This window comes from Mesorhizobium sp. C089B (genome assembly GCF_030323125.1).
GTDB lineage: Bacteria > Pseudomonadota > Alphaproteobacteria > Rhizobiales > Rhizobiaceae > Mesorhizobium.
This window is the reverse complement of record NZ_CP100469.1, coordinates 6,305,764-6,330,059: the sequence shown is the minus strand read 5'-3', so window position 1 is coordinate 6,330,059 and position 24,296 is coordinate 6,305,764. Positions and strand designations below refer to the sequence as shown.

The following is a 24,296-nucleotide window of genomic DNA, read 5'->3' as shown; positions in this document are numbered from 1 at the left end:
TCAAGTATCGCGCCGGAGATAAAATATTTCAAGCTTAAAGTTTCATGTTGGAACGATTGCAGGACACGGGTGGCGCGCCTGCAGGTTGGCCCCACAAGCGCGCTCTGGAAATCACTTCTCCGGGTTCTTCGGGCTCCACAGCACAGTCTCGGCACCCTTCTCATAGGCCATCCCATCGGGATAGCTGATCGCCTCCAGTTGCAATCCCCATGGCGCCTGGAAATAGAGGATGGTCTGGCCGGCCGCCGGACCTTCCTTGACCGGCAGCGGCCCCATCCGCGTCTTCACCCCCTTGCCATCGAGATAGGCTTTCGCCGCGGCGACATCATCGACATACAAGGCAATGTGGAAGCCGCCGATATCGCTGTTCTTCGGCGTCAAATCCTTCTGGTCGGGCGCGGTGTATTTGAACAGCTCTATGTTCGATCCATAGCCGCAACGCACCATGGTGACCTGCTCGATGACAGCCTTCGGATCGACGCCCAGAAGGTCCTGCATGAAGGTGCCCTTGTCGTCGGCGAACGGGCCGAACGACATCGCCTTCTTGCAGCCGACGACTTCGGTGAAGAAGTCGACTGCCTGCTTCATGTCGGGCACCGTGATGCCGGTGTGGTCGTGGCCGCGCATGCCGGGGATCGAATCGGCCGAGGCCGCTCCCACCGAGCCGAACAGGATCGCGGCAAGCATCGTGCCGCGGATTGCATGGTTCATGTTACCCTCCGTTCGCGGGCTGATTTTGCCCTCATGCACGTCCGAAGCCCGCTGTTCGGCGTGGTGGGTGAACAGTCCTATGCCGGCGCTTTCGTTGCTGGCCGCAACCAGTCCGCGTCGATCTCAGGCAGTGGGATGGCGGCAAGCAGGTCGCGCGTGTAGGTCTCCCTGGGATTGTCGAACAGCGCATCGGTGGCGCTCGCCTCGACGATCCTGCCCTCGCGCATGACGATCACTTGTTGGCACAGCCGCCGGATGACCGACAGGTCGTGGCTGATGAAGGCGACCGTCAGCCCCATCTCCGCGGCCAGTCTCTCCAAAAGGGTGAGGATCTGCGCCTGCGTCGATACGTCGAGGCCGGAGACGATCTCGTCGGCCAGCACGAATTTCGGCGAAAGCGCCAACGCGCGCGCAATTCCGACGCGCTGGCGCTGCCCGCCCGACAGTTCATGACGATAGCGACTAGCGAAGCTTTGCGGCAGGCCGACGCGATGCAATGCCTCGGCGACGCGTTCCTTGAGCCTGTCGCCAAGCCCATTCTGCTTGAGCGGCGCGGCAATGATGCCGGCGATGGTGCGACGCGGGTTGAGCGACGACATCGGGTCCTGGAAGATCATCTGCAGGTCGCGGCGCAGAGGTCGCAGCTCCGCATCCGGCAGATGGGCGATATCGCGGCCCTCGAAATGGATGCTGCCGACGCTCGGCTCCAGAAGTCTGACAAGCGTGCGGCCGAGCGTCGATTTTCCGGACCCGGATTCACCGACGATGCCGGTCACCAAGCCCCTCGGCAAATCGAAATCCAGGCCTCTCAAAATCTCGGCCAGCGGCGCGCGGCCGATCAGCGGCTTGCGGGTCATGTCGGGCAGCGCCACCTTCAGCCCGCGCACGGAAAACAGCGGCTCAACCATGCGGCCCTCTCCACGCCTGGTCGGAGGCGGCGATCTCCGCAGCGAGTCCTGCCAGCACCGTCTCATCCACCGGCTTCAGCGAGGCAAAGGGATCCGTGTAGCGCGGCGTAGCGGCCATCAATGCCCGCGTATAGGGATGCTCAGGCGCGGCGAAGAGAGCGGCTGTGTCAGCCTCTTCCACCACCTTGCCGGCGTAGAGCACAGACACTTGCTGGCTGATCTTTGCAACGACGCCGAGATCGTGGGTGACGAACAGGATCGCGGTGCCATGCTCGCTTTGCAACTCGGCGATCAGGCGCAGGATCTGCTTTTGCACGGTCACGTCGAGCGCGGTTGTCGGCTCGTCGGCCACGATCAGCCGTGGCTCGGCGGCGAAGGCGGCGGCGATCAGCACACGCTGGCGCATGCCGCCGGACAGCTCGTGCGGATAGCATTTCAGCACCCGGTCGGGATCGCGGATCTGCACCTCATCCAACAATTGCCGGATACGCTTGTCCGCCTTGTCACCGTTCCAGCCGAGAATGCGCACCAGCCGGTCAGTCATCTGCGGACCGATGCGGCGCGACGGGTTGAGCGCAGTCAACGGATCTTGCGGGATCAGCGCCGTGCGAGCGCCGATCAGCGTGCGCCTTGCCTTGGGCTGCAGCCTGCCGAGGTCTTCGCCTTCGAGCTGCATGGCGCCTTCGACGATGCGCACGCTTGACGGCAGCACACCGAGCACCGCCTTGCCGATCATCGTCTTGCCGGCGCCGCTCTCGCCAACAAGAGCACGCACCTCACCCGGCTGCACGGAGAGCGACACCGACCGCAGCACGCGCTGGCCGTTCGGCAGCACGGCGCTCAGATTGGCAATATCCAGGCAAGCGCTCATCGCAGCACCGGATCGAAGCGTGTCTTCAGCGCCTCACCGAACTGGCTGAACGACAGCACGGTGAGGATCAGCGTGACAAGCGGAAACACCAGCACCCACCAGGCCTGATGGATCGACAGCCGGCCCTCGGCGATGATGCCGCCCCAGGTCGGATCGTCGGTCGAGATCGACAGATTGACGAAGGACAGGATGGCCTCGACGATGACGGCGATGCCCATCTCCAGCGACAGCAGTGCCACGATCGACGGCACCACATTGGGCAGCACCTCGCGCAGCATGATGCCGATGCGGCCATAGCCGGCGATGCGGGCGTTCTCGACATAGTCCATGCGCGACTGGCCCATCGCTTCGGCGCGGATCACCCGGCAAAAGCGCGTCCAGTCGATTATGACGATGGCGAGGATGACGGAACTGAGGCCGGTGCCGAGCACCGCGACCAGCAGGATGGCGAACAGCACCGGCGGGAATGCCATCCAGACGTCGACGATGCGTGAAATGATGCGGTCGGCCCAGCCGCCGAAATAGCCGGCGACCAGTCCGAGCGTCGAGCCGACAAGGCAGGCGGCGATCGCCGCCGCGAAAGCGACGATGAAGGCGATACGGCCGCCGAAGATCAGCCGCGAGAGGAGATCGCGGCCGAGGCTGTCGGTGCCCAGCCAATAGCCGGATTCCGCACCACTCATCCAGAATGGCGGCAGCCGCTCCAGCATCAGATCCTGCGCCAGCGGGTCCTGCGGCGCCACCAGCGGCGCGAACATCGCCGCAAGAAGTACCAGCAGCAGCCAGCCGCCGGCCAGCCACAGCCTCGGGCCCAGTCCGCGCCGGGCGATGCGTGCCTCATCCATGGCGCAGCCTCGGATTGAGCAGCGCGTACATCATGTCGACGCCTAGATTGATCAGCACGAACAGCAGCGCGAACACCAGCACGATGCCTTGGATCAGCGGCAGGTCGCGGTTGATGACGGCATCGATCGCCATGTTGCCGAGCCCTTCGTAGGAAAACAGCCGCTCGACGATGACCGTGCCGCCGACAAGGAAGGTGAACTGGACGCCGACGAGAGTCAGTGTCGGCAAGGCAGCGTTCTTCAGCGCCTCGCGCAGGATAACCTGCGTTTCCGAAAACCCCTTCACCCGCGCCAGCACGACATAGTCGAGGTCAAGCACTTCCTTCAGCGACTGTTTCAGCAACTGCGCGATGATTGCCGCCAGCGGCAATGCCAAGGCTACTGCCGGCATCAGCATGTGTTTCAGCAGATCCCAGGTCAGGTCGAAGCGCAGCCGAAGCAAGCTCTCGAAGAAATAGAACTGGGTGACGAAGGGCAGATCGAGCTGCGGCGACACGCGGCCGGAGATATCGAAGATCGGCACCAGCACGCCAAACAAAAGGATCAGCACGAGGCCCCACAGGAAATCGGGAATGGAAAGGGCGGCGCCGCTGGCGATATCGATGCCGGCTTCGACCGCCGTGCCGCGCTCGCGGGCTCCGAGGATCGCCGTCGTGCCGCCGAGCCCAACCGCCATGACGAGCGCGATGATGGCAAGTTCCAGCGTTGCCGGCAAACGATTGAAGACAAGGCTGAGCACATCTTGCCTGAGCGAAATCGAGGTGCCGAAATCGCCCCTGACGACGCCGGACAGCCAGATGAAGAATTGCTGCACGATGGTCTTGTCGAGCCCGTAGAGTGCACGCAGCCGGTCGATGTCGGCATCTGTCGCACCGGGGGGCAGCATCATGGCGATCGGGTCACCAGGCGCGACGCGGATCACGACGAAGACGACGACAGCCACGCCGAACAGCGTGATCAGCATCGTCAGCAGACGGATCAGGAATCGTTGCAGGAGCATTCTGGTGTTGGCCCAGTGCGTTTCTGACGAAGAGCCCCCTCATTCGTCCGCTTCGCGGCCACCTTCTCCCCGAGGGGAGAAGAGGTCACGGACGGCTGAGCTGGTCTCTTCTCCCCAGGGGGGAGAAGGTGGCCCGAAGGGGGCCGGATGAGGGGGCCGCTCAGCGAAGAGTGGCGCCCACAAGCCAATATCAGGCCGGGGTCATCAGCGCCGGCAGCAGCGCGCCGGACACATGCTGCACCACGTTGACGCCCCTGGCATGCACGATAGGTTGCGCATACTGAATCAGCGGCAGCACATAGGCCTGCTCGGCGATATACTTGTCGACAGCCTTCCAGCCGGCGATGCGCTTGGCCTCGTCCTTCTCGCCCCAGAGCGGATTGATCATGTCGATCAGGTCCTGGCTGTCCCACACCGAGTGCGGGCTCGGCCCATACATGGCAAAACCCGTCGACGTCGTCGGGTCGCCGATGGCGTTGCCCCAATTGTAGAAGGCGGCCGGCGCCAGCTTGTCGGCGGCGCGCAGTTCATAGTGCTTGGCGATCTCGTAGACCTCGATCGTCGCCTCGATGCCGACCTTGCGCCACATGCCGACGATCGCCTGGATCATCTCATAATCCTTGGGCTTGAAGCCCTTGGTCGTCTGGATGGTGAACTTGACCGGTTTTTCCGGCGAATAGCCGGAAGCCGCGAGCAGCTCCTTGGCCTTTTCCGGATTGTGCTCGACCTTGATCGAGGCGTCGAAGGCCGTGTACTCCGGGGTCTCCAGCGTAGCGATCGGTTGGCCATAGCCGCGCAGCAGCCGCTTGACCAGAAGCTCCTTGTCCACAGCCATGACGGCGGCCTGGCGGACGTTCTTGTCCAGCATCGCTTCGATGTCGTTGAAGAAGATCATGCCGATGTCGGAAACGGGCTTGCACGAGCCGGCAAGCCCGTCCTTGGCGATCAGCCGGTCATACTCTTCATAGGGGACCTCCAGCGTCACCTGCGAGGAACCGGATTCGATTTCGGCAACGCGGCTCGCCGCATCAGTGACGAACTTGATCGTCACATTCTCGAAGGCCGGCTTGTCGCCCCAATAGTGCGGGTTGGCCTTCAGTCGGAGGAAAGCATTTCGCTCGAATTTTTCCACCATGTAAGGGCCGGTGCCGATCGGCGCCTTCTCGAAACCTTCGGCGCCGACCTTCTCATAATAGGCCTTCGGCAGGATGTAGCCGGTCAGGAACGACATCCATTTAAAGTAGACCGGATCGAACTGCACGACGTCGCCGGTGATCTTGTTGCCGTCGATCTTGAAATTGTTGACGTTCTTCCAGACGAACTGGATCGGATTGCCGGTCTTTTCGTCGCCCGCCCGCTGCAGCGACCAGACCACGTCCTCGGGCGTGAAGGGCGAGCCGTCATGCCAGGTCACGCCTTCGCGCACCGTCATCGTCACCTTGGTGCGATCCTCGTTCCAGCCCCATTCGGTGAGCAGGCCAGGCACAAAGGACAGGTCCGGCTTTTGCGGAATGAACTGGTCGAACACTGACTGGTAGAGGCCCTGGATCGTCGGGTTGACGGCCGAGGGTCCGGTGGTCGGATCCCAGGACGGCAGGTTGACGTTATAGGCGATGGTCAGTTCGCCCGCTGCCTTGGCGATCTGCGGCAGGCCGATTGCGGCCGCACCAAGTGCCGCGGCACTGTATCCCAGCAATTCGCGTCTGTTGATTGTCATGGTCGTTCCCCTTGTTGTTTGTTGTCTTTGCGCGGCACTACCAGTTCATAGCTTCAGGCTTCGTGGGGCAGCAGCGCCTTGCCTCTCGTCGCCTTCATGAAATCTTGCGAGCTACCTCCCGCCAAGCTGTTGCGCGAGCATGAAGCCGGAGGCCGCGCCGGTGCCGGCGCCGGGCCATGTCGCGGCGCCTATGAGATGCAGATTGCCGACCGGCGTGTTCCAGCCGGCATAACCGCGCGCCGGGCGGAACAGGAAATTCTGTGCCAGATGGTGGCTGCCGCAGACCTGGTCGCCGCCGACGAGATTGGGGTTCTCACGCTCGAGGTCGATTGGCGAGAACACTGCACGGCCGAGGATTTTCGGGCGCAGTCCGGGTGCGTATATCTCGATGATGTCGAGCACGCGCTCGGCGTAGGCATCCTTGACCTGATCCCAATGCGCGTGAGCGATCCTGCCTGCCGCATCGCCCAGGATTTCGGCAGGCAGCATGCGCACTTGCACCCACAGCACATGCTTGCCCTGCGGCGCGCGCGACGGATCGATCGCGGTCGGCTGGCCGACGACCAGCACCGGTTCGTCCGGCAGCATGCCCGCCATCGCCTGCTGATAGGTGCGCGACATCGCGTCGAGCGACGGCGACAGATGCACATAAGCGAACTGCCGAAGCTCCGCGCCGGCGCGCCAATCGGGCAGGTCGTCGAGCGCCAGATGGATCATCATCGTGCCCGGCGCGTGCCGAAATTTCTGCATCGCCGTGTCGAAGCCGGCGTCGCCGGAACCGTTGGGTAGCAACCTGCCGCTCAACGCCTTGGGCGCGACGCCGGCAATCACTGCCTTGGTGGCCGTATGTGTCTCACCTGAAGCGAGTCGCACGCCCGATGCCTTGCCGGCAACGGTGATCTCGGCAACTTCCGCCCCGGTGACGATCGTGCCGCCGGCCGACGCCACCATGCCCGACAACGCGCGGATGATGGTGTCGGCGCCACCCTTGCCCAGCACCATGCCGAAGCTCTGGTTGGCCATCGATTCAAGATAGGGGAATACGGCGCCGCCGGCGATGTCGGGGGCGAAGTCGAGATGCATGCCCCAGGTGGCAAGCGTTGCCCGCACATGCGCGGACTCGAAATTTTCCTCCAGCCAGGCGCGAGGCGATGACAACAGCAGCCGTCCCGTATCGAGCGCGCCGGACATGCCTTTCTTGCGCCACAGGTTCCAGGCGGTGCCGGCAAGCGCACGCGCACTCATCGGCGATCCCAGCAGCCGGAACAGGTGCTCGGCTTCACCCGGAAAGGCGGCGACCAGTCTACGCCAGGTCGCGGCATCGGCGGCGGAGAAAGCGGCCATGCGGCCGGTGGTTTTTTCCAGATCGTTGCTGACGCCGAACCAGCGTCCGTCCGGGAAGGCGCTGGCAAAACAGTCGGCGACCGGCGCGAACTCAAGACCCTGTGCTTTCAATTCATTTGCATATTTCCGGTGGAAGGCGGAGCCGGCGAACAGGCTCAGATTCATTGCACCGAAATCGTGCCGGAAGCCGGGAAGCGTGTATTCGTGGGTCTGGACGGCGCCACCGATTGCTGCGCTGCGCTCGAAAATCCCGGTTTTCCAGCCTTTGAGCGCGAGATGCGCGGCGCATGCCAGACTGTTGTGGCCCGCCCCGACGAATATGGCGTCAAACTCGCTCACGCCCCGTTCCCATTTCCTTTATGCTTAAAGATAATTGCAGATGCATATGTTTTCGTCTAGTAGGATATTAAGGGCCGAACGAGCCTTGATCTTCACCATAAAGAGGGAACTTCAGACCATGGACACGCAAAAACTCCTCGGCGAAGTCGCCGGCCAGCTGCTTTCAGGCGCCATCAGGGTGGTCGACCTCTCTGCGCAACTCGGACCCGACACGCCTCTTATCAAGCTGCCGCCGGAGCTTGCCGTCGACACGCCAAAGGTCGAGATCCATAACATCTCCCGTTATGACAAGAACGGCCCGTGGTGGGCATGGAACTGGCTGAAGCTTGGGGAGCATTCGGGCACGCATTTCGATGCGCCGCAGCATTGGATCAGCGGCAAGGATTATCCGGACGGCGCCACCGACACCATTCCGGCGCAGAACTTCGTCGGCCCGGTCAATGTCATCGACTGCTCGAAGGAAGCCGCCGCCGATCACGATTTCCTGCTCACCGTCGACCACATCAAGGCGTGGGAGGCCAAGCATGGCGCCATCAGCCCTGGCGAGTGGGTGGTGATGCGCACCGACTGGTACAAGCGCAATGGTTCGGAGGCTGAGTTCCTCAACGCCAATGAGACCGGCCCGCATACGCCAGGTCCGACGGCCGAAGCCATCCAGTATCTGATCAGCAAGGACATCAAGGGCTGGGGCTCGGAGACGATCGGCACCGATGCCGGCAAGGCCGGCGGCATGGAGCCGCCATTCCCGGCGCACACGCTGATGCACAAGGCCAACCGCTATGGCCTTGCCAGCCTCTGCAACCTCGACCAGTTGCCGCCAAAAGGCGCCATCCTGATCGCCGCACCGCTCAAGATCGAACATGGCACCGGCAGCCCGATCCGCGCGCTGGCGCTGGTGTCGAAAGGCTGAGAAAGCACGCTGAGGTGAGCCAGCCGGATCACATCATCGTTGGCAGCGGCATCAACGCGCTGGTCTGCGCGGCGATGCTTGGCGGCAAGGGCGCGAAGGTGCTCGTCCTCGAGCGCAACGACCGCATCGGCGGCTGCATGCGTACCGAGGAGATCACCGCTCCCGGCTTTATCCATGACGTGATGGCAACCACCTTCGTGCTGTTCATCACCTCGCCGGCTTTTGCGGCGTTGGGCGGCGATCTCGCCAGGCACGGGCTGGAATTCTGCCACACCGGCACGCCAACTGGCGTGCTGCGGCCGGACGGCAGTCATGCAGTGCTCACCACCAACCGCGCCGCCAATGTCGCGGCAATCAATGCGATTGCCGCCGACGATGGCGACCGGCATGCGGACGATGTCAGCGGCATCGAGCGCAATGCCGGCCTGTTGTTCGGCCTGCTCGGCGGCAGCCTGTGGTCCTATCCGACGGCGAAACTGCTGGCCGGCGATGCCTGGCGGCGCAGCCCACGCGGCCTTGCCGCCTTTCTCGGCGAAGCACTGGTGCCGGCGCGCAGCTGGCTGGAAAGCACCTATCGGTCCGAGACAATCCGCGCGCTGTGGGCGCCCTGGGTGCTGCACGCCGGGCTCGGACCGGAAGACGCCTTCTCAGGGCAGATCGCCAAGGTCATTGCCTTCGCGCTGGAAGCGGCCGGGGCGCCGATCGTCAAGGGTGGAGCGAAGACCCTGCTCACCGCCTTCGAAGCTCTGATAAGGGAACGTGGTGGCGACATCCGTACCGTCGCCGATGTCGCCTCGATCGTCCAGAGCGGTGGCCGCGCGACCGGCGTACGGCTCGCCTCGCGCGAAACGATTACAGCAAACAAGAGCGTCATCTGCTCGGTCACGCCGACGCAGCTTTACGGCCGGCTGCTCGGCGCGGATGCTCCCAAAGCCGAGGTCGAGGCGACACAGAAATATCGCTACGGCAAAGGCAATTTCCAGATCCACTATGCGCTGGCCAAGCCGCCGGCATGGCGCGGCGAAGGCCTCGACAAGGTGGCGCTGCTGCACCTGACGCCGGGGCTCGATGGCGTCTCGAAAGCCTGCAACGAGGCGGCGCGCGGGATGCTGCCGGAAGTGCCGACCATCTGCGTCGGCCAGCCGCATGCGCTCGATCCATCGCGCTGCCCGGAAGGCAAGGCGATCCTGTGGCTGCAACTGCCCGAGGCGCCCCGGCACATCAAGGGTGACGCCGCCGGCAAGCTGCAGACGCCGGCTGACGGACAATGGACCGAGGCGCTACGTGAAGCCTACGCCGACCGCGTCGAAACCATTCTCGCCAGCCACATCGATGGCTTCAAGGGCAGCGTGATTGCGCGCCGCGCCTATTCGCCGGCCGATCTGGAAGCGATGAACATCAATCTGGTCGGCGGTGATCCTTATGGCGGGTCCTCGACCCTCGACCAGTCGTTCCTGTGGCGCCCATTCAAGACCAGCCGCAACCACCAGACCGGCATCAAAAACCTCTATCACATCGGCGCGTCCACCCATCCGGGCGCGGGCCTCGGCGGCGGTTCCGGTTTTCTGCTGGCGGGGAGGCTTTGATGGAGCAGAAGGTTCCGGAAAAGCGCCAGCGCATTTCGACGCTTGGCCAGATCGGCCTGCAGCAATTCGCGCCCTATCTGATGAACCGCATCATGGGGCGCTACAACGCCACCTTGCGCGACGATTTCCGCAAGCAGGGCCTGACCATTCCGCAGGTCCGCACGCTCGCCGTGCTGTCGGTCACCGACGGTGTCACCGTCAACGACCTCTCGGTCTACACCGTCATCGAGCAGTCGACCTTGAGCCGCACGCTCGACACGCTGGAAGGGCAAGGCTTCGTGCGGCGCGAGCAAGGCGTCACAGACAGCCGCATCCGCCATGTCTTCCTGACCGATGACGGCCGCGCCGAGTTCGCGCGCGCCTGGCCGGCAATGCATGACGCGTTCGAGGCGATGTTCGACGATGTCGACGACGCCGAATACGCGGCGCTGATCGCCACATTGCAGAAGATGCTGAAGAACATTCGCAAGCACGACATCTAGACGTTAGGCGCCGGCCGCACCGCCGGCAACGGAAGGTTGGAAAAATGGCCGAACGCTCTTTTGCCAAGGAAGTCGAAAAACTCAGGCTCGGCGCCGGCGAGGAATTTGCGGGCGAAGGCATTCTCGCCATCACCAAGGCGCTGCTGCAATGCGGCGTCGGCTATGTCGGCGGATACCAGGGCGCGCCGATCAGCCATCTGATGGACGTGCTGGCCGACGCACAGGAGATTCTGGGCGAACTCGGGGTGCATTTCGAGGCGAGCGCCTCGGAAGCCACCGCCACCGCCATGCTGGCGGCCTCGGTGCATTACCCCATTCGCGGTGCGGCGACCTTCAAGTCGACCGTCGGCACCAATGTCGCGTCCGACGCACTGGCCAACCTCGCCTCCGGCGGCGTCACCGGCGGCGCGCTGATCATCGTCGGCGAGGATTATGGCGAGGGTTCCTCGATCATGCAGGAGCGCAGCCATGCCTTCGCCATGAAAAGCCAGGTCTGGCTGCTCGACCCGCGCCCGAACCTGCCTTCGATCGTCAAGGCGGTGGAGGATGGTTTCGAGCTGTCCGAAGCGTCCAATACGCCGGTGATGCTGCAGGTGCGCATCCGCTGCTGCCACGTCCACGGGCACTTCATAGCCAAGGACAACAAGCGCCCGCCGATGACGGTGGCCGATGCGCTCGACGCGCCGCGCCGCGACACCGGCCGCATCGTGCTGCCGCCCGCCTCCTTCCTGCACGAGAAGGAGAAGGTGCAAAAACGCTGGCCGGCGGCGGTCGATTTCATCGCGAGGAACAAGATCAACGAGTTCTTCGGTTCGGACCATGGCTCGGTCGGCATCGTCATGCAGGGCGGCATGTACAATTCGGTCATCCGCGCCTTGCAGCGGCTCGGCCTTGCCGACACCTATGGCGAGACGGATGTGCCGCTCTACGTTCTCAACGCCGTCTATCCGCTGATTGACGACGAGTTCCTCACCTTCTGCGAAGGCAAGCAGGCGGTGCTCGTGGTCGAGGAGGGCCAGCCCAACTACATCGAGCAAGCCTTTGCCGCCATGCTGCACAAGGCCGGGCGCGGTACCAGGCTGGTCGGCAAGGAGTATCTGCCGATGGCCGGCGAATATACCGGCCAGGTCATGCTCGACGGCATTGGCGCCTTCCTGCGCGCCGAATCCCCGCATCTCTTGCCGGGCGAGGTGCGCGCGCCCAACAAGGTCGGCGACGGCGTCGACACCGCCGACCTGATAAACGTCGTGCCGGGCCGTCCGCCGGGCTTCTGCATCGGTTGCCCGGAGCGGCCGATCTTTGCCGCGACAAAGCTGGTCGAGCAGGAACTCGGGAACCATCACATCGCATCCGACATCGGCTGCCATTTGTTCTCGATCATGCCGCCTTTCGAGCTCGGCGCCACCACCATGGGCTACGGGCTGGGGCCGGCATCGGCATCGGCGTTAAATTCGCCCGACGCCAAACGGCGGTCGATCTCTTTCGTCGGCGATGGCGGCTTCTGGCACAATGGCCTGACCTCCTCGATCGGCAACGCGGTCTTCAACAAGAACGACGGCGTCATCGTCATCGTCGACAATTTTTACTCCGCCGCCACCGGTGGGCAGGACATCCTGTCGTCGCGCGCGGGCAACAAGACCAAGTCGACCAAGCATCCGATCACCGAAGCGGTGAAGGGCATGGGCGTCAAATGGCTGCGCCACATCGACCGCACCTACGATGTCGGCAAGATGCAGGACACGCTGCGCGAGGCGCTGACGACGGAGGAAAAGGGACCAAAGGTCATCGTCGCCTCTTCCGAATGCATGCTCAACCGCCAGCGTCGCGAAAAGCCGCTGGTCGACAAGGCGATCAAGGGAGGGACCCGTGTCGTCAAGCCGAAATTCGGGGTCGACGAGGACATCTGCACCGGCGACCACGCCTGCATGCGGCTGTCCGGCTGCCCGTCGCTGTCGGTGAAATCGCTCGACGATCCGTTGCGTGACGATCCGGTGGCATCGATCGACCAGAGCTGCGTCGGCTGCGGCAATTGCGGCGAGGTGGCGGACGCCGCCGTGCTGTGCCCATCCTTCTACCGCGCCGATGTCGTGCACAATCCGGGCCGCTGGGACCGTTTCCTGGAAAGCGCTCGCCGCGCCGTGATCGGCCTGATGCAGCGCCGCCGCGAGAGCCGCAGGTTGACGTTCGCCGATGCTTGACCAGGCTTCGCCCTTGCGTCCGAAATCCGGTGCCGCCGATACCGAGCCGGTGATCAAACTCGCTTTGCTCGCGGTCGGTGGCCAGGGCGGCGGTGTGCTCGCCGACTGGATCACCGATGTCGCCGAGCGCAATGGTTACGTCGCGCAATCGACCTCCGTCGCCGGCGTCGCCCAGCGCACCGGCGCTACGATCTATTACGTCGAGATGGCCCGCGACACCGGCCGGCTGCCGGTCTTTGCCCTGTCGCCTTCGCAGGGCGACGTCGACATACTGATCGCCGCCGAGCTGATGGAAGCCGGCCGCGCCATCATCAGGGGCTTCGTCACGCCCGATCGCACCACGCTCATTGCTTCTTCGCATCGCATTGCCGCGGTGTCGGAAAAGATCGAGCCGGGTGACGGCCGGGCCTCGTCTTCGAAGGTACACGCGACGGCGGAAGCTGCATCGAAACGCTTCATCGCCTTCGACATGGAAAAGATCGCCGCCGATAATGGCTCGATGATTTCCGCCAGCCTCCTTGGCGCGCTGGCAGGCTCCGACGCATTGCCGTTCAGGCGTGAAAGCTATGAGCAAGCGATCGGCGCCGGCGGCCGGGGCGCGAAAGCCAGCCTCGCTGCCTTCGCCGTTGCCTACGACCGCGCGCGCGGTACGACCGTCCCCGCGCCAGAGCCGGCAGAACCGGCCACGGTCGACCCCGCTCCGGGTGCAGGGCGCGTGAGCGGTCCGCAGAACCTGCTGCAGGGTTGGCAGGCACTGGCTGCCCGCATCGACCTGATGCCCGCGGCGGTGCGCGACATGGCGCTCCGGGCGCTGAGAAAGGTCGTCGACTATCAGGACATCTCCTATGGCGGCGAGTATCTCGACCGGTTGGACAAGGCCGTTGCGCTTGATGATCCCGGCCACGCCCATGCATTGTCCATCGCCGCCGCCAAGCATCTGGCCAACGCGCTGTGCTATGACGACATGATCCGCGTCGCCGATCTCAAGACTCGCTCGACCCGCGACCAGCGCGTGCGCCGCGAGGTCGGCGTCAAGAACGGCTCGATCCTGCAGGTAACCGAGTATTTCCATCCGCGCATCGAGGAGTTCTGCGGCACTTTGCCGGCGGGGTTGGGCAGCTACATTGAGAACCGGCCGAAACTCGCTGCTTTCCTTGATCGTCGCATCAACCATGGCCGGCGCATTCGCACCGACAGCTTTGCCGGCTTTGCGGTCCTCTGGTTCATCGGAGGCCTGCGCCGCTGGCGGCGGCGCCTGTTGCGCCACAAGGTCGAGACGGCGCATCTGGAGCGCTGGTATGCGCTGGCGCTCAGCCACGCGCCTCAGGACTACGCGCTCGCCGTCGAAATCCTGAACTGCCGCCGGCTGATCAAGGGCTACAGCGACACCCACCTCCGCGCCCAGTCCAAATTCGATCGCGTGCTGTCGGCGCTCGATCTGGTCAAGGGCCGCGATGACGCTGCCGACTGGATCAGGCGGTTGCGCGAAGCTGCGCTGAAAGACGAGAAAGGGGACATGCTCGATGGCGCGCTGAAGACGGTGGCATCGTTGTGATCATGGTGTCGGAGGAGGTCGAGCTTAGGCTGGTACCTCTACGCTACTGCCGCCGTTTCCCTACTCCCACTGGATTCGCGGATTGAACACGCCGCTTCAAGCGATCGCAGCTCGGCTTCCACCCGGATTGCGGGAAGCGTTGCCGGCCGACCTGCGGGCGTCAGTCGCGCGATATGGACAGCCCCGAGAGAAGCGGAGCGTACGCGGCGAGCCTGCGGGATACGAACTCGGTGAAGAGCCGCACCCGCTTCGTCTTGCGTGTCTCGCCTTGCGTGAGAAGCCACAGTGTCCCATGCATGGGCACGTCGATCCCCGGCACCCTCACCAGCAGGGGGTCGGCATCTCCGACGAAGCACGGCAGTTTCGTTATCCCAATCCCTTGGTGCGCCGCGATGATCTGCGTCTCGGCGTCAGGTGTCCTGAACGGTACTCCCGTGACGTGAACTTCTCCCTCGCGCGCCCAGTCCGGAATTCCATGATTGTCTATGCCTATCCACCGGATGGGATCAGGCGTGCCCGCACGCCACGCGGCTAGTCGATCGCGAGACATGTAGACGCCGCTGAACAGCTCCGGTCCCTTCAGGCCGTGAAGATTGAGCGGCAGGGTCTTGCGGTCGGCGACAATGCGGATCGCGACGTCGGCCTCTCGGTTGGTCAGATTTGCCAGCTCACCGGACGACAAGATTTCCATCTCGATGTCGCGATGCAAACGCGCGAAGTCGGCGAGATCCGGCATGAGCAGGTGTGTGGCGAGGAACGGTGGAAGCGTCACCCGCAAAAGCCCGCGCGCGCTCTGGTCACGACCGAAGACTCGCGTCTCCAGTTGGTGCGACGACGCTTCCATCTGGGTCGCGAGATCGAGGACCTCCTCGCCCGCAGCCGTCAAGCCGTAGCCGGAAGGCAGCTTTTCGAACATCTGCGCCCGAGGCGTTCCTCGAGCTGAGCGATGCGCCGCAGCACGGTCGAGTGGTTCACACCGAGGTGTGCGGCGGCAGCACGCACCGAGCCTACGCGCGCGGCGGCAAGAAAGTAGCGAACGTCATCCCAGTCGATCATGGTGCATTCCTGCGCAGCGAAGTGCGGCTTGCAAAGCCCATACTAACACGATCAGCCGTAGTTCGTGCGGTCGCCGCGGCGTTCAATCATCTAGCTGGATCGTTTTCGCACCAGCGATGTGCGCGATTGCGCACTCACCGCCCGACTTCGGCGAACCCATCTTGAGGCTCTCGCGGGACTTTCCCGTACAGCCAAAGATACGAGACGGCGAAACGAAGGATGCATGACATGAACAGACTGAATGGAAAGACCGCTGTGATAACTGGCGGCGCTACGGGCATCGGTCGCGCCGCAGCCAAGCGCTTTATCGAGGAGGGCGCCTTCGTCTTCATCTTCGGCCGCCGGCAGGAAGCGCTCAACGCCGCCGTGGCTGACCTTGGGCCTAGTGCCCGCGCGGTTAAGGGCTCGGTCTCGGATGAGGCCGACCTCGACCGACTCTACGCTGCGGTGAAGGCCGAGCGCGGAAGCCTCGATATCGTCTTCGCCAATGCCGGGGCGGGAAGTCTGCTTCCGCTCGGGCAGATCACCGCCAGGCACATTGACGAAACCTTCGACACCAATGTGAAGGGTACGATCTTCACGGTCCAGAAGGCGCTGCCGCTGATGAGCCAGGGCGGTTCGATCATCCTGACCGGCTCGAGCGCCGGCACCACGGGCGCTCCGGGGTTCACTGCCTATAGCGCGAGCAAGGCGGCAGTGCGCAACCTGGCGCGGACCTGGGCGGAGGACCTGAAGGGCACCGGCATCCGGGTAAACGTGTTGTCGCCCGGGGCGACGGCGACCGAACTCGCGAAGGAGGCGTTGGGCGAGGAAGGCCAGAAGGCCTACGGCGCGATGACTCCGCTCCAGCGCATGGCCAATCCGGCGGAGATCGGGGCCGTGGCCGCCTTTCTCGCGTCGCCGGACAGCAGCTTCATGACCGCCAGCGAAGTCGCCGTCGACGGCGGCCTGGCTCAACTCTGACCCCCAGCGCGGTCCGTACCTGGGCCGCGCGCAACGAAAGACAAAGAATTATGAAAAAACTCGAAGGCAAGATCGCAGTCATCACGGGCGGAAGCAGCGGGATCGGATTGGCCACAGCCAAGCGCTTCGTAGAAGAAGGAGCGCACGTCGTGATTACCGGGCGAAGAGAGAAGGAGTTGAAGGAGGCCGCAGCCTTCATCATGAAAAACGTTACGACGGTCGTGGGTGACGTGTCGCTCCTGGAAGATCTGGATCGCCTCTATGCCGTCGTGAAGGTGAAACATGGTCATATCGACATTCTCTTCGCCAACGCCGGCGCGGGGACGATCGCACCGCTCGCCGTCGCTACCGAGGCACATTTTGATCAGACCTTCGATGTGAACGTGAAGGGTCTGTTCTTTACGGTGCAGAAGGCCCTTCCCCTGTTCAAAGACGGCGGTTCGATCATCCTGAATTCTTCAGTGTCGAACGTGTTGGGGCTTCCAGGGTTTAGTACCTACGCCGCGAGCAAGGCGGCTGTACGCAACTTCGCGCGCGCTTGGACACTGGAATTCAAAGACCGCAAAATCCGCGTCAATGCAATGAGTCCGGGACCAATCGAGACGCCGGCCTTGGAGACAACGACTGGCCTTACCCCTGAGCAAGCCGAGCAAGCGGCCGCCCAGTTTGCGTCACAGATCCCAATGGGTCGCAGGGGCAAACCAGAGGAAATCGCGGCTGCCGTAACGTTCCTCGCCTCCGATGAAAGTTCTTTCGTCACCGGCGTGGATCTCGCCGTCGACGGAGGCATGGCGCAAGTCTGACCCCGGCATTAGCACCAGATCGGAGAAGTACTATGAACTATGCAATCGTTGGATTCGGCAATATCGGACGGGCCCTTGCCAAGGCGTTTGCCCGAAACGGCATCGAAGTTTCCGTTGCAACCACACGCGACCCGGAAAGCTTTGCCGCCGATGCGGCCGCGATCGGACCCACCATCATCCCCAAAAAACTGGCGGAAGCCATCAAGGCGGACATCATCTTTTTGGCTGTCCGCTTCGAGGCGCACCCGAATGTTGCGAAGGCGCTCCCCACCTGGCAGGGGAAGACGATCATCGATGTGACCAATGCCTATGGCGTGCCCCCTGAGGAACTGGGAGGACAACCTTCTTCCAAGTTCATCGCGCAGGCCTTCTCTGGCGCAAAACTGGTCAAGGGCTTCAACCATCTGGTCGCCCCGGTGCTTGATCAGGATCCGGCCGTACATGGTGGCCGGAGGGTCGTGTTCCTGGCAAGCGACGATGATGCTGCCGCAACACAGACTGGGGAGCTTGCGGAAAATCTCGGTTTCGCGCCGATCAAGCTTGGCGGGGTGTCGGAAGGTGGCCTGCTGGTCCAGGCGCGCGGAGACAGCTGGGGTCATCTGATCTTCAAGGACTTGGTCAAATTCGACTGACGAGCGCGACGTCCCCACCGGCAAAGAAACCACGCACTCGATCGGAACTCGGATCGGATCAAGCGCGATCCGATCCGAGCAAAATGGAGAAATCACTATGAGCACCGAGAAGAATATCCACTCCTAAGGAGATTTCGATGTACGACCAATCCAAGGTATCCGAGTTAATCCGGTTCGCACGAATCGAGGCGGGCTCCACCGTGATCGACGTCTACCCTGGCGACGGAGACTGGACGCGCCTCTTCTCCGACATCGTCGGATCAGAGGGGCGGGTCTACAGCTTCGTGCCGGCCGAAGTCGCCCACTTCAAGAACGATCCGGTCGGCCTCATGCGGACGCTCGCGAAGGAGCCGGGCCGAGAGAACGTCGAAGCCGCCTCGGCGGATCTCGTCGCGATGCCGGAGGTCACGCCGCCAGCGGATGTCCTATGGCTGCACCTGTTTTACCACGATCTTCACACCGCCCTGGTCCAGAAGAAGGGTGCGACGGCGGCCGACTTCAATCGAGCTGTCTACAAGCGGCTGAAACCCGGTGGGTCCTACGTCATCGTCGACCACGCCGCCGCCGCTGGGTCGGGCACGAGCGACCCGGTCGCTGCATCGGATCGACCCTGCATTCGTCGGCGAGGAGGTGGAGGCGGCCGGCTTCGTACTGGACGCGGAAAGCACCGTGCTGGTGAATAAGGATGACCCGCACTCGATCAAGGTGTTCGATCCCGCGATCAAGGGCGAGACCGATCGCTTCGCGTTCCGGTTCGTGAAACCCTGACAGCTCCCGGGCGCCGACTTTCATGTCGACCTCTCCAATGGGCCAATCAACTCGGGTTGGCACCCGTCAAGCTGGGAAAGGTCAACGAGGATGGCGCGCTGGTGCACGCACGCGATGCGGCAGCGCTTGAAGGCGTCCGAGGTGATGATGGCACAAGGTTCTGGAGCACACCTGCCGCAGGTTCCTGATTTGAACTTGATGAAATGACGGAAGTCGCCGCGCCGTTGAGGGAGCCGGCGCATCTCCTCAGGGATGCGCCGGGACAAACCGTTCAAGAATGGTGGATTTCCGTTCCCAACACCTTCAGGCATTCACGGATGAACGCCGCAAGCGCGGTCCAGCCTTTGGCTGAAACCATGGTCCCATCGACATAGGCGTCGGTGGGAGACAGATCGATATAAGTGCCGCCGGCAAGCGTCACCTCCGGCTCGCAAGCGGCGAGCGCCGCCACCTTCTTGCCGCGCACGACGCCGTCGACCGCGATCAGAATCTGGACGCCATGGCAGATCGTGAAGATCGGCTTTTTTGCCTCGTGGAAATGGCGCACCATCGCTTGTATCCGCTTGTCGGTGCGGATGTATTCGGGGCCACGACCGCCGGCGCAATAGACAGCGTCGTACTGGCTCAGCTGCCTCTCGGCGTCGGCGAAGGTCTTGTTGATCAGCGCATTGTGGCCGGGCTTTTCGGTGTAGGTCTGATCGCCCTCGAAATCGTGCAGCGACGTCTTGATCATGTCTCCGGCGCTTTTGTCGGGGCACACGACATGAACGGTGTGTCCCACCGCTTCCATCGCCTGCTGATAGACGAAGATTTCATACTCCTCGGTGAAATCACCGGTCAGCATCAGGATTTTTTTGGCTGGCATGTCTTTTCCTCTCGGCTTGTTTCAGGGGCGAGGTGCACTGCGCCTCCTTCCCGGTATCGAAATCGGCTCAGAACGGGGAGTAGAATTCGTAGGCGGCAGGCTGGGCGAACAGCGGCGCGCCGCGCTTGAGGGTGCCTCGGGCAAGCAACATCGCCGCTACTCGAACGCAGGCAGGAGCCTGTCCCGCGAATTTTCGATGTGCGCACGCATGGCTTTTTCGGCGGCGTCCGGATCGCCCGCGGCAAAGGCAGCGAGAATAGCCTCGTGCTCGTCGAGCGCCTCTTCGGTCACCCTGGAGTGATACATCAGGCGGAAGATATGGAAGTGGGTATGCTGGTGATTCAGCGTCTCGCGAATGAGTTCGTTCTGGGCGAACTCGACGATCTTGTCGTGGAAGATCGCATCCTGACGGGCGAAGTTCGAATAGCGCAGGCGTTCGTCTTTCCCCACCCGCCGAGCCATGACGCCGGCCGTCTCCTGCAGCGCGGCAAGGCGCTCGCCGTCCATTGTTGCGGTGGCTTTGGCCGCGGCGGCAGGTTCAAGCAATAGACGCAGCTCGTAAAGCTCGTCGAAGCGCCGGCGGGTGATTTGCGGGGCGGCGCGATAGCCGATCAGGTGGGTTTTCAGAACCAGCCCTTCCCCCTCCAGCCTGCCAAGCGCTTCACGAATGGGGGTATGCGAGACGTTGAATTCCTTGACGAGATTGTCGACGGTGATGCGCGATCCCGGAGCAATCCTCAAAGACATGAGCTGCGCGAAGATTGCTTCGTAAACGTCGCCAGCCAGACTGTTGGCGCGCTGAATACGACCGGTCGCACGGGCTTCATTGTCAACCGTCAGGTCCGTGTTCTGCATCGTTTGCCTCTTGACAGAACCACCCACTAACATGATGCTCCGCGAAACTCAATCCTATATCCTATACGATTTTATGAGGATATCGCATGATCATGACCTGCAGCGCCGAGGTCGGCCTCTGGCACGAAGCCAAGCCTGTCGGCTTCCAACCCGTCTTCGCAGGATCTTGTGCATGAGCTTGTTTGCAGCGGCGCGCCTGCCGAGCGAGATTCTGTTCGGCAAAGGCCAGCGCCATGTCCTGCCTGCCATCGCCGCCAAATATGGGCGCCGCGCGTTCGTCTGTACCGATGAGCGCTTCGCGGCGACGTCGCAGTTCGCCGAGATTCTCGCTGGCTTGCACAACGCGGCGATCGAGACGTTGGTCTTCGACCGAACGCTGCCGGATGTGCCGCGCGACAGCGTCGCCGCCTGCATTGCGCAAGCGAAAGATTTCAAGCCCGACATGGTGATCGGCATCGGGGGCGGCAGCTGCCTGGACATGGCCAAATGCGCTGCACTTCTGCTCAGCCATGGCGGCAAGCTCGAGGACTACTATGGCGAGTTCAAGGTACCCGGCCCTACCCTTCCGGTAATCGCAGTGCCGACGACGGCTGGAACAGGCTCCGAGGTGACCCCCGTCGCCGTGATCTCCGACCCGGATCGGACGCTGAAAGTGGGTATCGCCAGTCCGCATCTCATCGCGGCAGTGGCGCTTTGCGATCCGGATCTGACGGTGACCTGTCCACCGTCCTTGACGGCGATCGCCGGCGCCGACGCGCTGACGCACGCAATCGAGGCCTTCACAGCGGCCAAACGCGGCGCCGACCCTCATTTGCCGCAACAGCACGTGTTCATCGGCAAGAGCGCTCTGACCGATCATTTCGCGCTTCTGGCCATCAGGCTGCTCGGCCGCAGTCTGGAAAAGGCATATCGCGACGGATCGGACGAGGATGCGCGCGCCGACGTCATGATGGGAGCGCTGGCCGCCGGTTGCGCCTTCGGTACGGCGGGAACGGCCGCCGCCCATGCGGTGCAGTATCCCGTTGGCGCGCTTACCCACACCCCGCATGGCCTGGGGGTCGCCACCATGCTGCCCTACGTGATGACCTACAATCTGGCCGCAGCAGCCGCGGAGATTGCGGAAATCGGCACTGCTCTCGGCCTTTCCCATCAGGGCGGCGGCGACGCCGATGCCTTGGCGCACGCCACCATCCGTGAGGTGAGCCGGCTGTTTGGCGCCATCGGCATCACACCGACATTGGCCGAACTGGGTCTTCCCGAAGACAAGATCGACTGGACGGCCGAGCAGGCGCTGGGCATCGACCGGTTGATCAAGAACAATCCCCGCCCGTTCGACCTTACCGCGATGCGACAGCTGGTCAGGGCTGCTTATGACGGCGACATGTCCGCCACCACGATGTGATCGACCAGGAGCTCATCCAAAATGAACATCGCCGCAGGCATATCCGACGAGGATCAAGATATGTTCGACTACGCCACGGTCTCGCACGGTCTCTACATTGGCGGACGCTGGCGGCCCTCATCGGAGGGCCGCGTGATCGAAGTGGTCGATCCCTCGACTGAAGCCGTGATCGCTGCGGTTCCCGATGCAACGCTCACTGATGCCGCCGCCGCCGTCGACGCTGCCGCGAAGGCGGCGGCCGGCTGGCGCGAGACCCCGCCACGCAGGCGATCGGAAATCCTGCGACGCTGCTTCGAACTGATGACGGAACGGGCGGAGACGTTGGCCGCGCTGATCTCGCTGGAGAACGGCAAGGCGCTGCGCGATGCGCGCGGCGAAGTCGCCTATGCGGCGGAGTTCTTTCGCTGGAACGCCGAGGAAGCGGTCCGCATCAACGGCGAGTTCGGCCTTGCGCCCTCGGGCGCGAACCGGATCATTGTCGACTACCAGCCCATCGGCATTTGCGTGCTCATCACACCATGGAATTTCCCAGCCGCCATGGCGACACGTAAAATCGCTCCGGCGCTGGCGGCCGGCTGTACGGTGGTCCTGAAGCCCGCCAGCGAGACACCGCTGACGGCCTATGCGCTTGCGGCGCTCTACGAGGAAGCCGGCGTGCCGCCCGGCGTCGTCAACGTCCTGACGACCTCGACCCCCGGACCGGTGACGGCGGCCATGCTGGCCGATCCGCGCGTGCGAAAGCTGTCCTTCACCGGCTCGACCGGCGTCGGGCGCGTGCTGCTGGCCGAAGCCGCAAAGCACGTCATTTCCTGTTCCATGGAGCTTGGCGGCAACGCACCCTTCATCGTCTTCGACGACGCCGACCTGGAAGCAGCCCTCGACGGTGCGATGGTTGCCAAGATGCGCAACGCCGGCGAAGCCTGCACGGCCGCCAACCGGCTTTACGTCCAGGCCGGCATCCATGATGCTTTCGCGGAAGGCTTGACCAAACGCATGGCGGCACTCAACCTGGGCCCGGGCACAGACTCAGACACAGAATGCGGGCCGATGATCACCAGGAAGGCTGTGCACAAGATCGACCGGCTTGTGCAGGACGCCGTTGCCCGCGGCGCCAAAATCCTGTGTGGCGGCGGCGTATCTGAAGGCAGAGGCTTTTTCTATCCGCCAACGGTGCTCAAGGACGTGCCGGCCGACGCCGCCATGCTCCACGAGGAGATATTCGGTCCGGTGGCGCCGATCATGCGCTTCGACAGCGAGGCGGATGTCATCGCCAAAGCCAATGACACCGAATACGGTCTCGCTGCCTACATCTATACGCGCGACCTGGCCTGGGGGATGCGCGTGGCATCGAAGATCGAGTCCGGCATGATCGCGCTCAACCGCGGCCTGATGTCGGATCCGGCGGCGCCTTTCGGAGGTGTCAAGCAGAGCGGGCTGGGCCGCGAAGGTGGCCAGAAGCATGGCGTTGCCGAGTTCATGGAGGCGAAGTACATCGCCGTGACCCTGTGAGCGGACATCCCGCCAAAGATCCGTTTCGCATTCGCGATCATGTGGTCGAGTTCGACGACATCGTCGCCGAGATCGTTCGCAGAAGCGAGGAGACCAGGGCGAACGTTCCCATGGTCGCCGATCTCGCCTACGGGGCTGACGCCACCGAAACCATGGATCTGTTCTTTCCCGAGGGCAAACGGGACCGCCTGCCGGTGCACATGTTCATCCACGGGGGCTATTGGCGCATGTTCTCCAAGCGCGACTATTCCTACGTCGCCGAGACCGTTACGAACGCAGGTGCGATCGCGGTCATTGTCGACTACGCGCTGATGCCTACCGTCCGGATGGCCAGGATCGTCGACCAGGTGCGCCGCGCCAAGCGATGGGTATTTGACAATGTCGCACACCATGGCGGCAATCCCGGCCTGCTGACCGTTAGCGGTCATTCCGCCGGTGCGCATCTGGCAACAATGCTTTTCGACGGTGACGAGCGGCCTTCCGGCATCAAAGCTGCGCTGCTGCTTGGCGGCCTTTACGACCTGAAGCCATTGCAGATGTCGTTCCTTGGCGCCGAGATCGCGATCACCGACGAGGAGGCCCGCCGATTCTCGCCGATCGACCACAGTTTCGATCCATCCGTGGGCGTAGATATCTCGGTCGGCGCCGATGAAACGTCGCCGTTCCACAGCCAGGCCGCACTCTTCACGGACCACCTTGACACACAGGGACTGACTGTTTCGCGCATCACCCTTGGTGGGGCCAATCACATGAGCAGCGTCCGTGACCTTGGCTTGGCTGGTACCGAGGCCGCGTCACTGCTGGCCCGCGTCGTGGCCGCCTGAGACTTCCGCCAGAAGCGCTGCTGGGCGCGACCGTTCTTCGCAGTAGCGTCGCAGCATCGAGGTGCCGACCGCGGTGGCGAATCTTCCGCCACCGGTCCCCATACCGTAAGCCCGCCGGCGATGTCGACGTCGACGTGGTTCATGCTTTCCAGC

Annotated in this window: 20 protein-coding genes and 2 pseudogenes; 12 read left to right on the top strand and 10 right to left on the bottom strand. The window is 63.3% G+C overall.

The window, feature by feature from the left end; genetic code table 11:
* Positions 1-111: 111 nt before the first annotated feature.
* The 7 genes from NLY44_RS30890 to NLY44_RS30860 form a co-directional block, all read right to left on the bottom strand.
* Complete coding sequence (locus NLY44_RS30890; protein ID WP_023804450.1) at positions 112-711, bottom strand: VOC family protein; 600 nt, start codon at positions 709-711, stop codon at positions 112-114.
* Positions 712-788: 77 nt separating this feature from the next.
* The gene (locus tag NLY44_RS30885; protein WP_023695187.1) at positions 789-1,619 is read right to left on the bottom strand and encodes an ATP-binding cassette domain-containing protein; all 831 of its coding nucleotides are present in this window, start codon (positions 1,617-1,619) and stop codon (positions 789-791) included.
* Positions 1,612-2,490 (bottom strand): ABC transporter ATP-binding protein, encoded by an 879-nt coding sequence (locus tag NLY44_RS30880; RefSeq protein WP_023804451.1) that lies wholly within the window; start codon positions 2,488-2,490, stop codon positions 1,612-1,614. The genes NLY44_RS30885 and NLY44_RS30880 overlap by 8 nt, the downstream gene beginning before the upstream one ends.
* Positions 2,487-3,335 (bottom strand): ABC transporter permease, encoded by an 849-nt coding sequence (locus tag NLY44_RS30875; protein ID WP_023726252.1) that lies wholly within the window; start codon positions 3,333-3,335, stop codon positions 2,487-2,489. Before NLY44_RS30875 ends, NLY44_RS30880 begins: the two co-directional genes overlap by 4 nt.
* A complete protein-coding gene (locus NLY44_RS30870) occupies positions 3,328-4,335 on the bottom strand; it encodes an ABC transporter permease (protein WP_023740549.1) in 1,008 nt (335 codons plus the stop codon). Before NLY44_RS30870 ends, NLY44_RS30875 begins: the two co-directional genes overlap by 8 nt.
* Before the next feature lie 190 nt (positions 4,336-4,525).
* Positions 4,526-6,052 carry an ABC transporter substrate-binding protein gene (locus NLY44_RS30865; protein ID WP_023804452.1) on the bottom strand — a complete coding sequence of 509 codons (1,527 nt, stop codon included), beginning with the start codon at positions 6,050-6,052 and terminating at the stop codon, positions 4,526-4,528.
* Between the two features lie 111 nt (positions 6,053-6,163).
* A complete protein-coding gene (locus tag NLY44_RS30860; RefSeq protein ID WP_023804453.1) occupies positions 6,164-7,735 on the bottom strand; it encodes a phytoene desaturase family protein in 1,572 nt (523 codons plus the stop codon).
* Between the two features lie 118 nt (positions 7,736-7,853).
* Here NLY44_RS30860 and NLY44_RS30855 point away from each other — a divergent pair, with 118 nt between their 5' ends.
* The 5 genes from NLY44_RS30855 to NLY44_RS30835 are packed head-to-tail and all read left to right on the top strand — an operon-like array spanning position 7,854 to position 14,466.
* Positions 7,854-8,645 carry a cyclase family protein gene (locus NLY44_RS30855; protein ID WP_023682742.1) on the top strand — a complete coding sequence of 264 codons (792 nt, stop codon included), beginning with the start codon at positions 7,854-7,856 and terminating at the stop codon, positions 8,643-8,645.
* A 14-nt stretch (positions 8,646-8,659) separates the two neighbouring features.
* On the top strand, positions 8,660-10,231 hold the full coding sequence (locus tag NLY44_RS30850) for a phytoene desaturase family protein (RefSeq protein WP_023804454.1): 1,572 nt from the start codon (positions 8,660-8,662) through the stop codon (positions 10,229-10,231).
* On the top strand, positions 10,231-10,713 hold the full coding sequence (locus NLY44_RS30845) for a MarR family winged helix-turn-helix transcriptional regulator (RefSeq protein WP_023686909.1): 483 nt from the start codon (positions 10,231-10,233) through the stop codon (positions 10,711-10,713). Before NLY44_RS30850 ends, NLY44_RS30845 begins: the two co-directional genes overlap by 1 nt.
* Positions 10,714-10,757: 44 nt before the next feature.
* Positions 10,758-12,911 (top strand): thiamine pyrophosphate-dependent enzyme, encoded by a 2,154-nt coding sequence (locus NLY44_RS30840; RefSeq protein WP_023804455.1) that lies wholly within the window; start codon positions 10,758-10,760, stop codon positions 12,909-12,911.
* Positions 12,904-14,466 (top strand): indolepyruvate oxidoreductase subunit beta family protein, encoded by a 1,563-nt coding sequence (locus NLY44_RS30835; RefSeq protein WP_023704701.1) that lies wholly within the window; start codon positions 12,904-12,906, stop codon positions 14,464-14,466. Before NLY44_RS30840 ends, NLY44_RS30835 begins: the two co-directional genes overlap by 8 nt.
* Positions 14,467-14,626: 160 nt before the next feature.
* Here the strand turns inward: NLY44_RS30835 and NLY44_RS30830 are convergent.
* Positions 14,627-15,522, bottom strand: a pseudogene (locus NLY44_RS30830) (LysR family transcriptional regulator).
* Positions 15,523-15,750: 228 nt separating this feature from the next.
* Here NLY44_RS30830 and NLY44_RS30825 point away from each other — a divergent pair.
* The 4 genes and pseudogenes from NLY44_RS30825 to NLY44_RS30810 all read left to right on the top strand — a co-directional run bounded on the left by NLY44_RS30825 (position 15,751) and on the right by NLY44_RS30810 (position 18,688).
* Positions 15,751-16,485 carry an SDR family NAD(P)-dependent oxidoreductase gene (locus tag NLY44_RS30825; RefSeq protein WP_023751778.1) on the top strand — a complete coding sequence of 245 codons (735 nt, stop codon included), beginning with the start codon at positions 15,751-15,753 and terminating at the stop codon, positions 16,483-16,485.
* Between the two features lie 50 nt (positions 16,486-16,535).
* Positions 16,536-17,288: an SDR family NAD(P)-dependent oxidoreductase gene (locus NLY44_RS30820; protein WP_023667786.1), complete on the top strand. Its 753-nt coding sequence runs from the start codon at positions 16,536-16,538 to the stop codon at positions 17,286-17,288.
* Positions 17,289-17,320: 32 nt separating this feature from the next.
* Positions 17,321-17,920, top strand: coding sequence for an NADPH-dependent F420 reductase (locus tag NLY44_RS30815; RefSeq protein ID WP_023695174.1), 600 nt, complete (start codon positions 17,321-17,323; stop codon positions 17,918-17,920).
* A gap of 137 nt (positions 17,921-18,057) precedes the next feature.
* Positions 18,058-18,688, top strand: a pseudogene (locus NLY44_RS30810) (class I SAM-dependent methyltransferase).
* A 271-nt stretch (positions 18,689-18,959) separates the two neighbouring features.
* Here the strand turns inward: NLY44_RS30810 and NLY44_RS30805 are convergent.
* Positions 18,960-19,553 carry a DJ-1/PfpI family protein gene (locus NLY44_RS30805; RefSeq protein ID WP_023686902.1) on the bottom strand — a complete coding sequence of 198 codons (594 nt, stop codon included), beginning with the start codon at positions 19,551-19,553 and terminating at the stop codon, positions 18,960-18,962.
* Positions 19,554-19,709: 156 nt separating this feature from the next.
* Positions 19,710-20,408, bottom strand: coding sequence for a GntR family transcriptional regulator (locus NLY44_RS30800; RefSeq protein ID WP_023704694.1), 699 nt, complete (start codon positions 20,406-20,408; stop codon positions 19,710-19,712).
* A 172-nt stretch (positions 20,409-20,580) separates the two neighbouring features.
* Here NLY44_RS30800 and NLY44_RS30795 point away from each other — a divergent pair, with 172 nt between their 5' ends.
* The 3 genes from NLY44_RS30795 to NLY44_RS30785 are packed head-to-tail and all read left to right on the top strand — an operon-like array spanning position 20,581 to position 24,143.
* Positions 20,581-21,810, top strand: a complete 1,230-nt coding sequence (locus NLY44_RS30795; RefSeq protein ID WP_023804457.1) for an iron-containing alcohol dehydrogenase — start codon at positions 20,581-20,583, stop codon at positions 21,808-21,810.
* A gap of 60 nt (positions 21,811-21,870) precedes the next feature.
* Complete coding sequence (locus NLY44_RS30790) at positions 21,871-23,319, top strand: NAD-dependent succinate-semialdehyde dehydrogenase (RefSeq protein ID WP_245261818.1); 1,449 nt, start codon at positions 21,871-21,873, stop codon at positions 23,317-23,319.
* Between the two features lie 41 nt (positions 23,320-23,360).
* Positions 23,361-24,143 carry an alpha/beta hydrolase gene (locus NLY44_RS30785; RefSeq protein ID WP_245263684.1) on the top strand — a complete coding sequence of 261 codons (783 nt, stop codon included), beginning with the start codon at positions 23,361-23,363 and terminating at the stop codon, positions 24,141-24,143.
* The last annotated feature ends 153 nt before the right edge of the window (positions 24,144-24,296 follow it).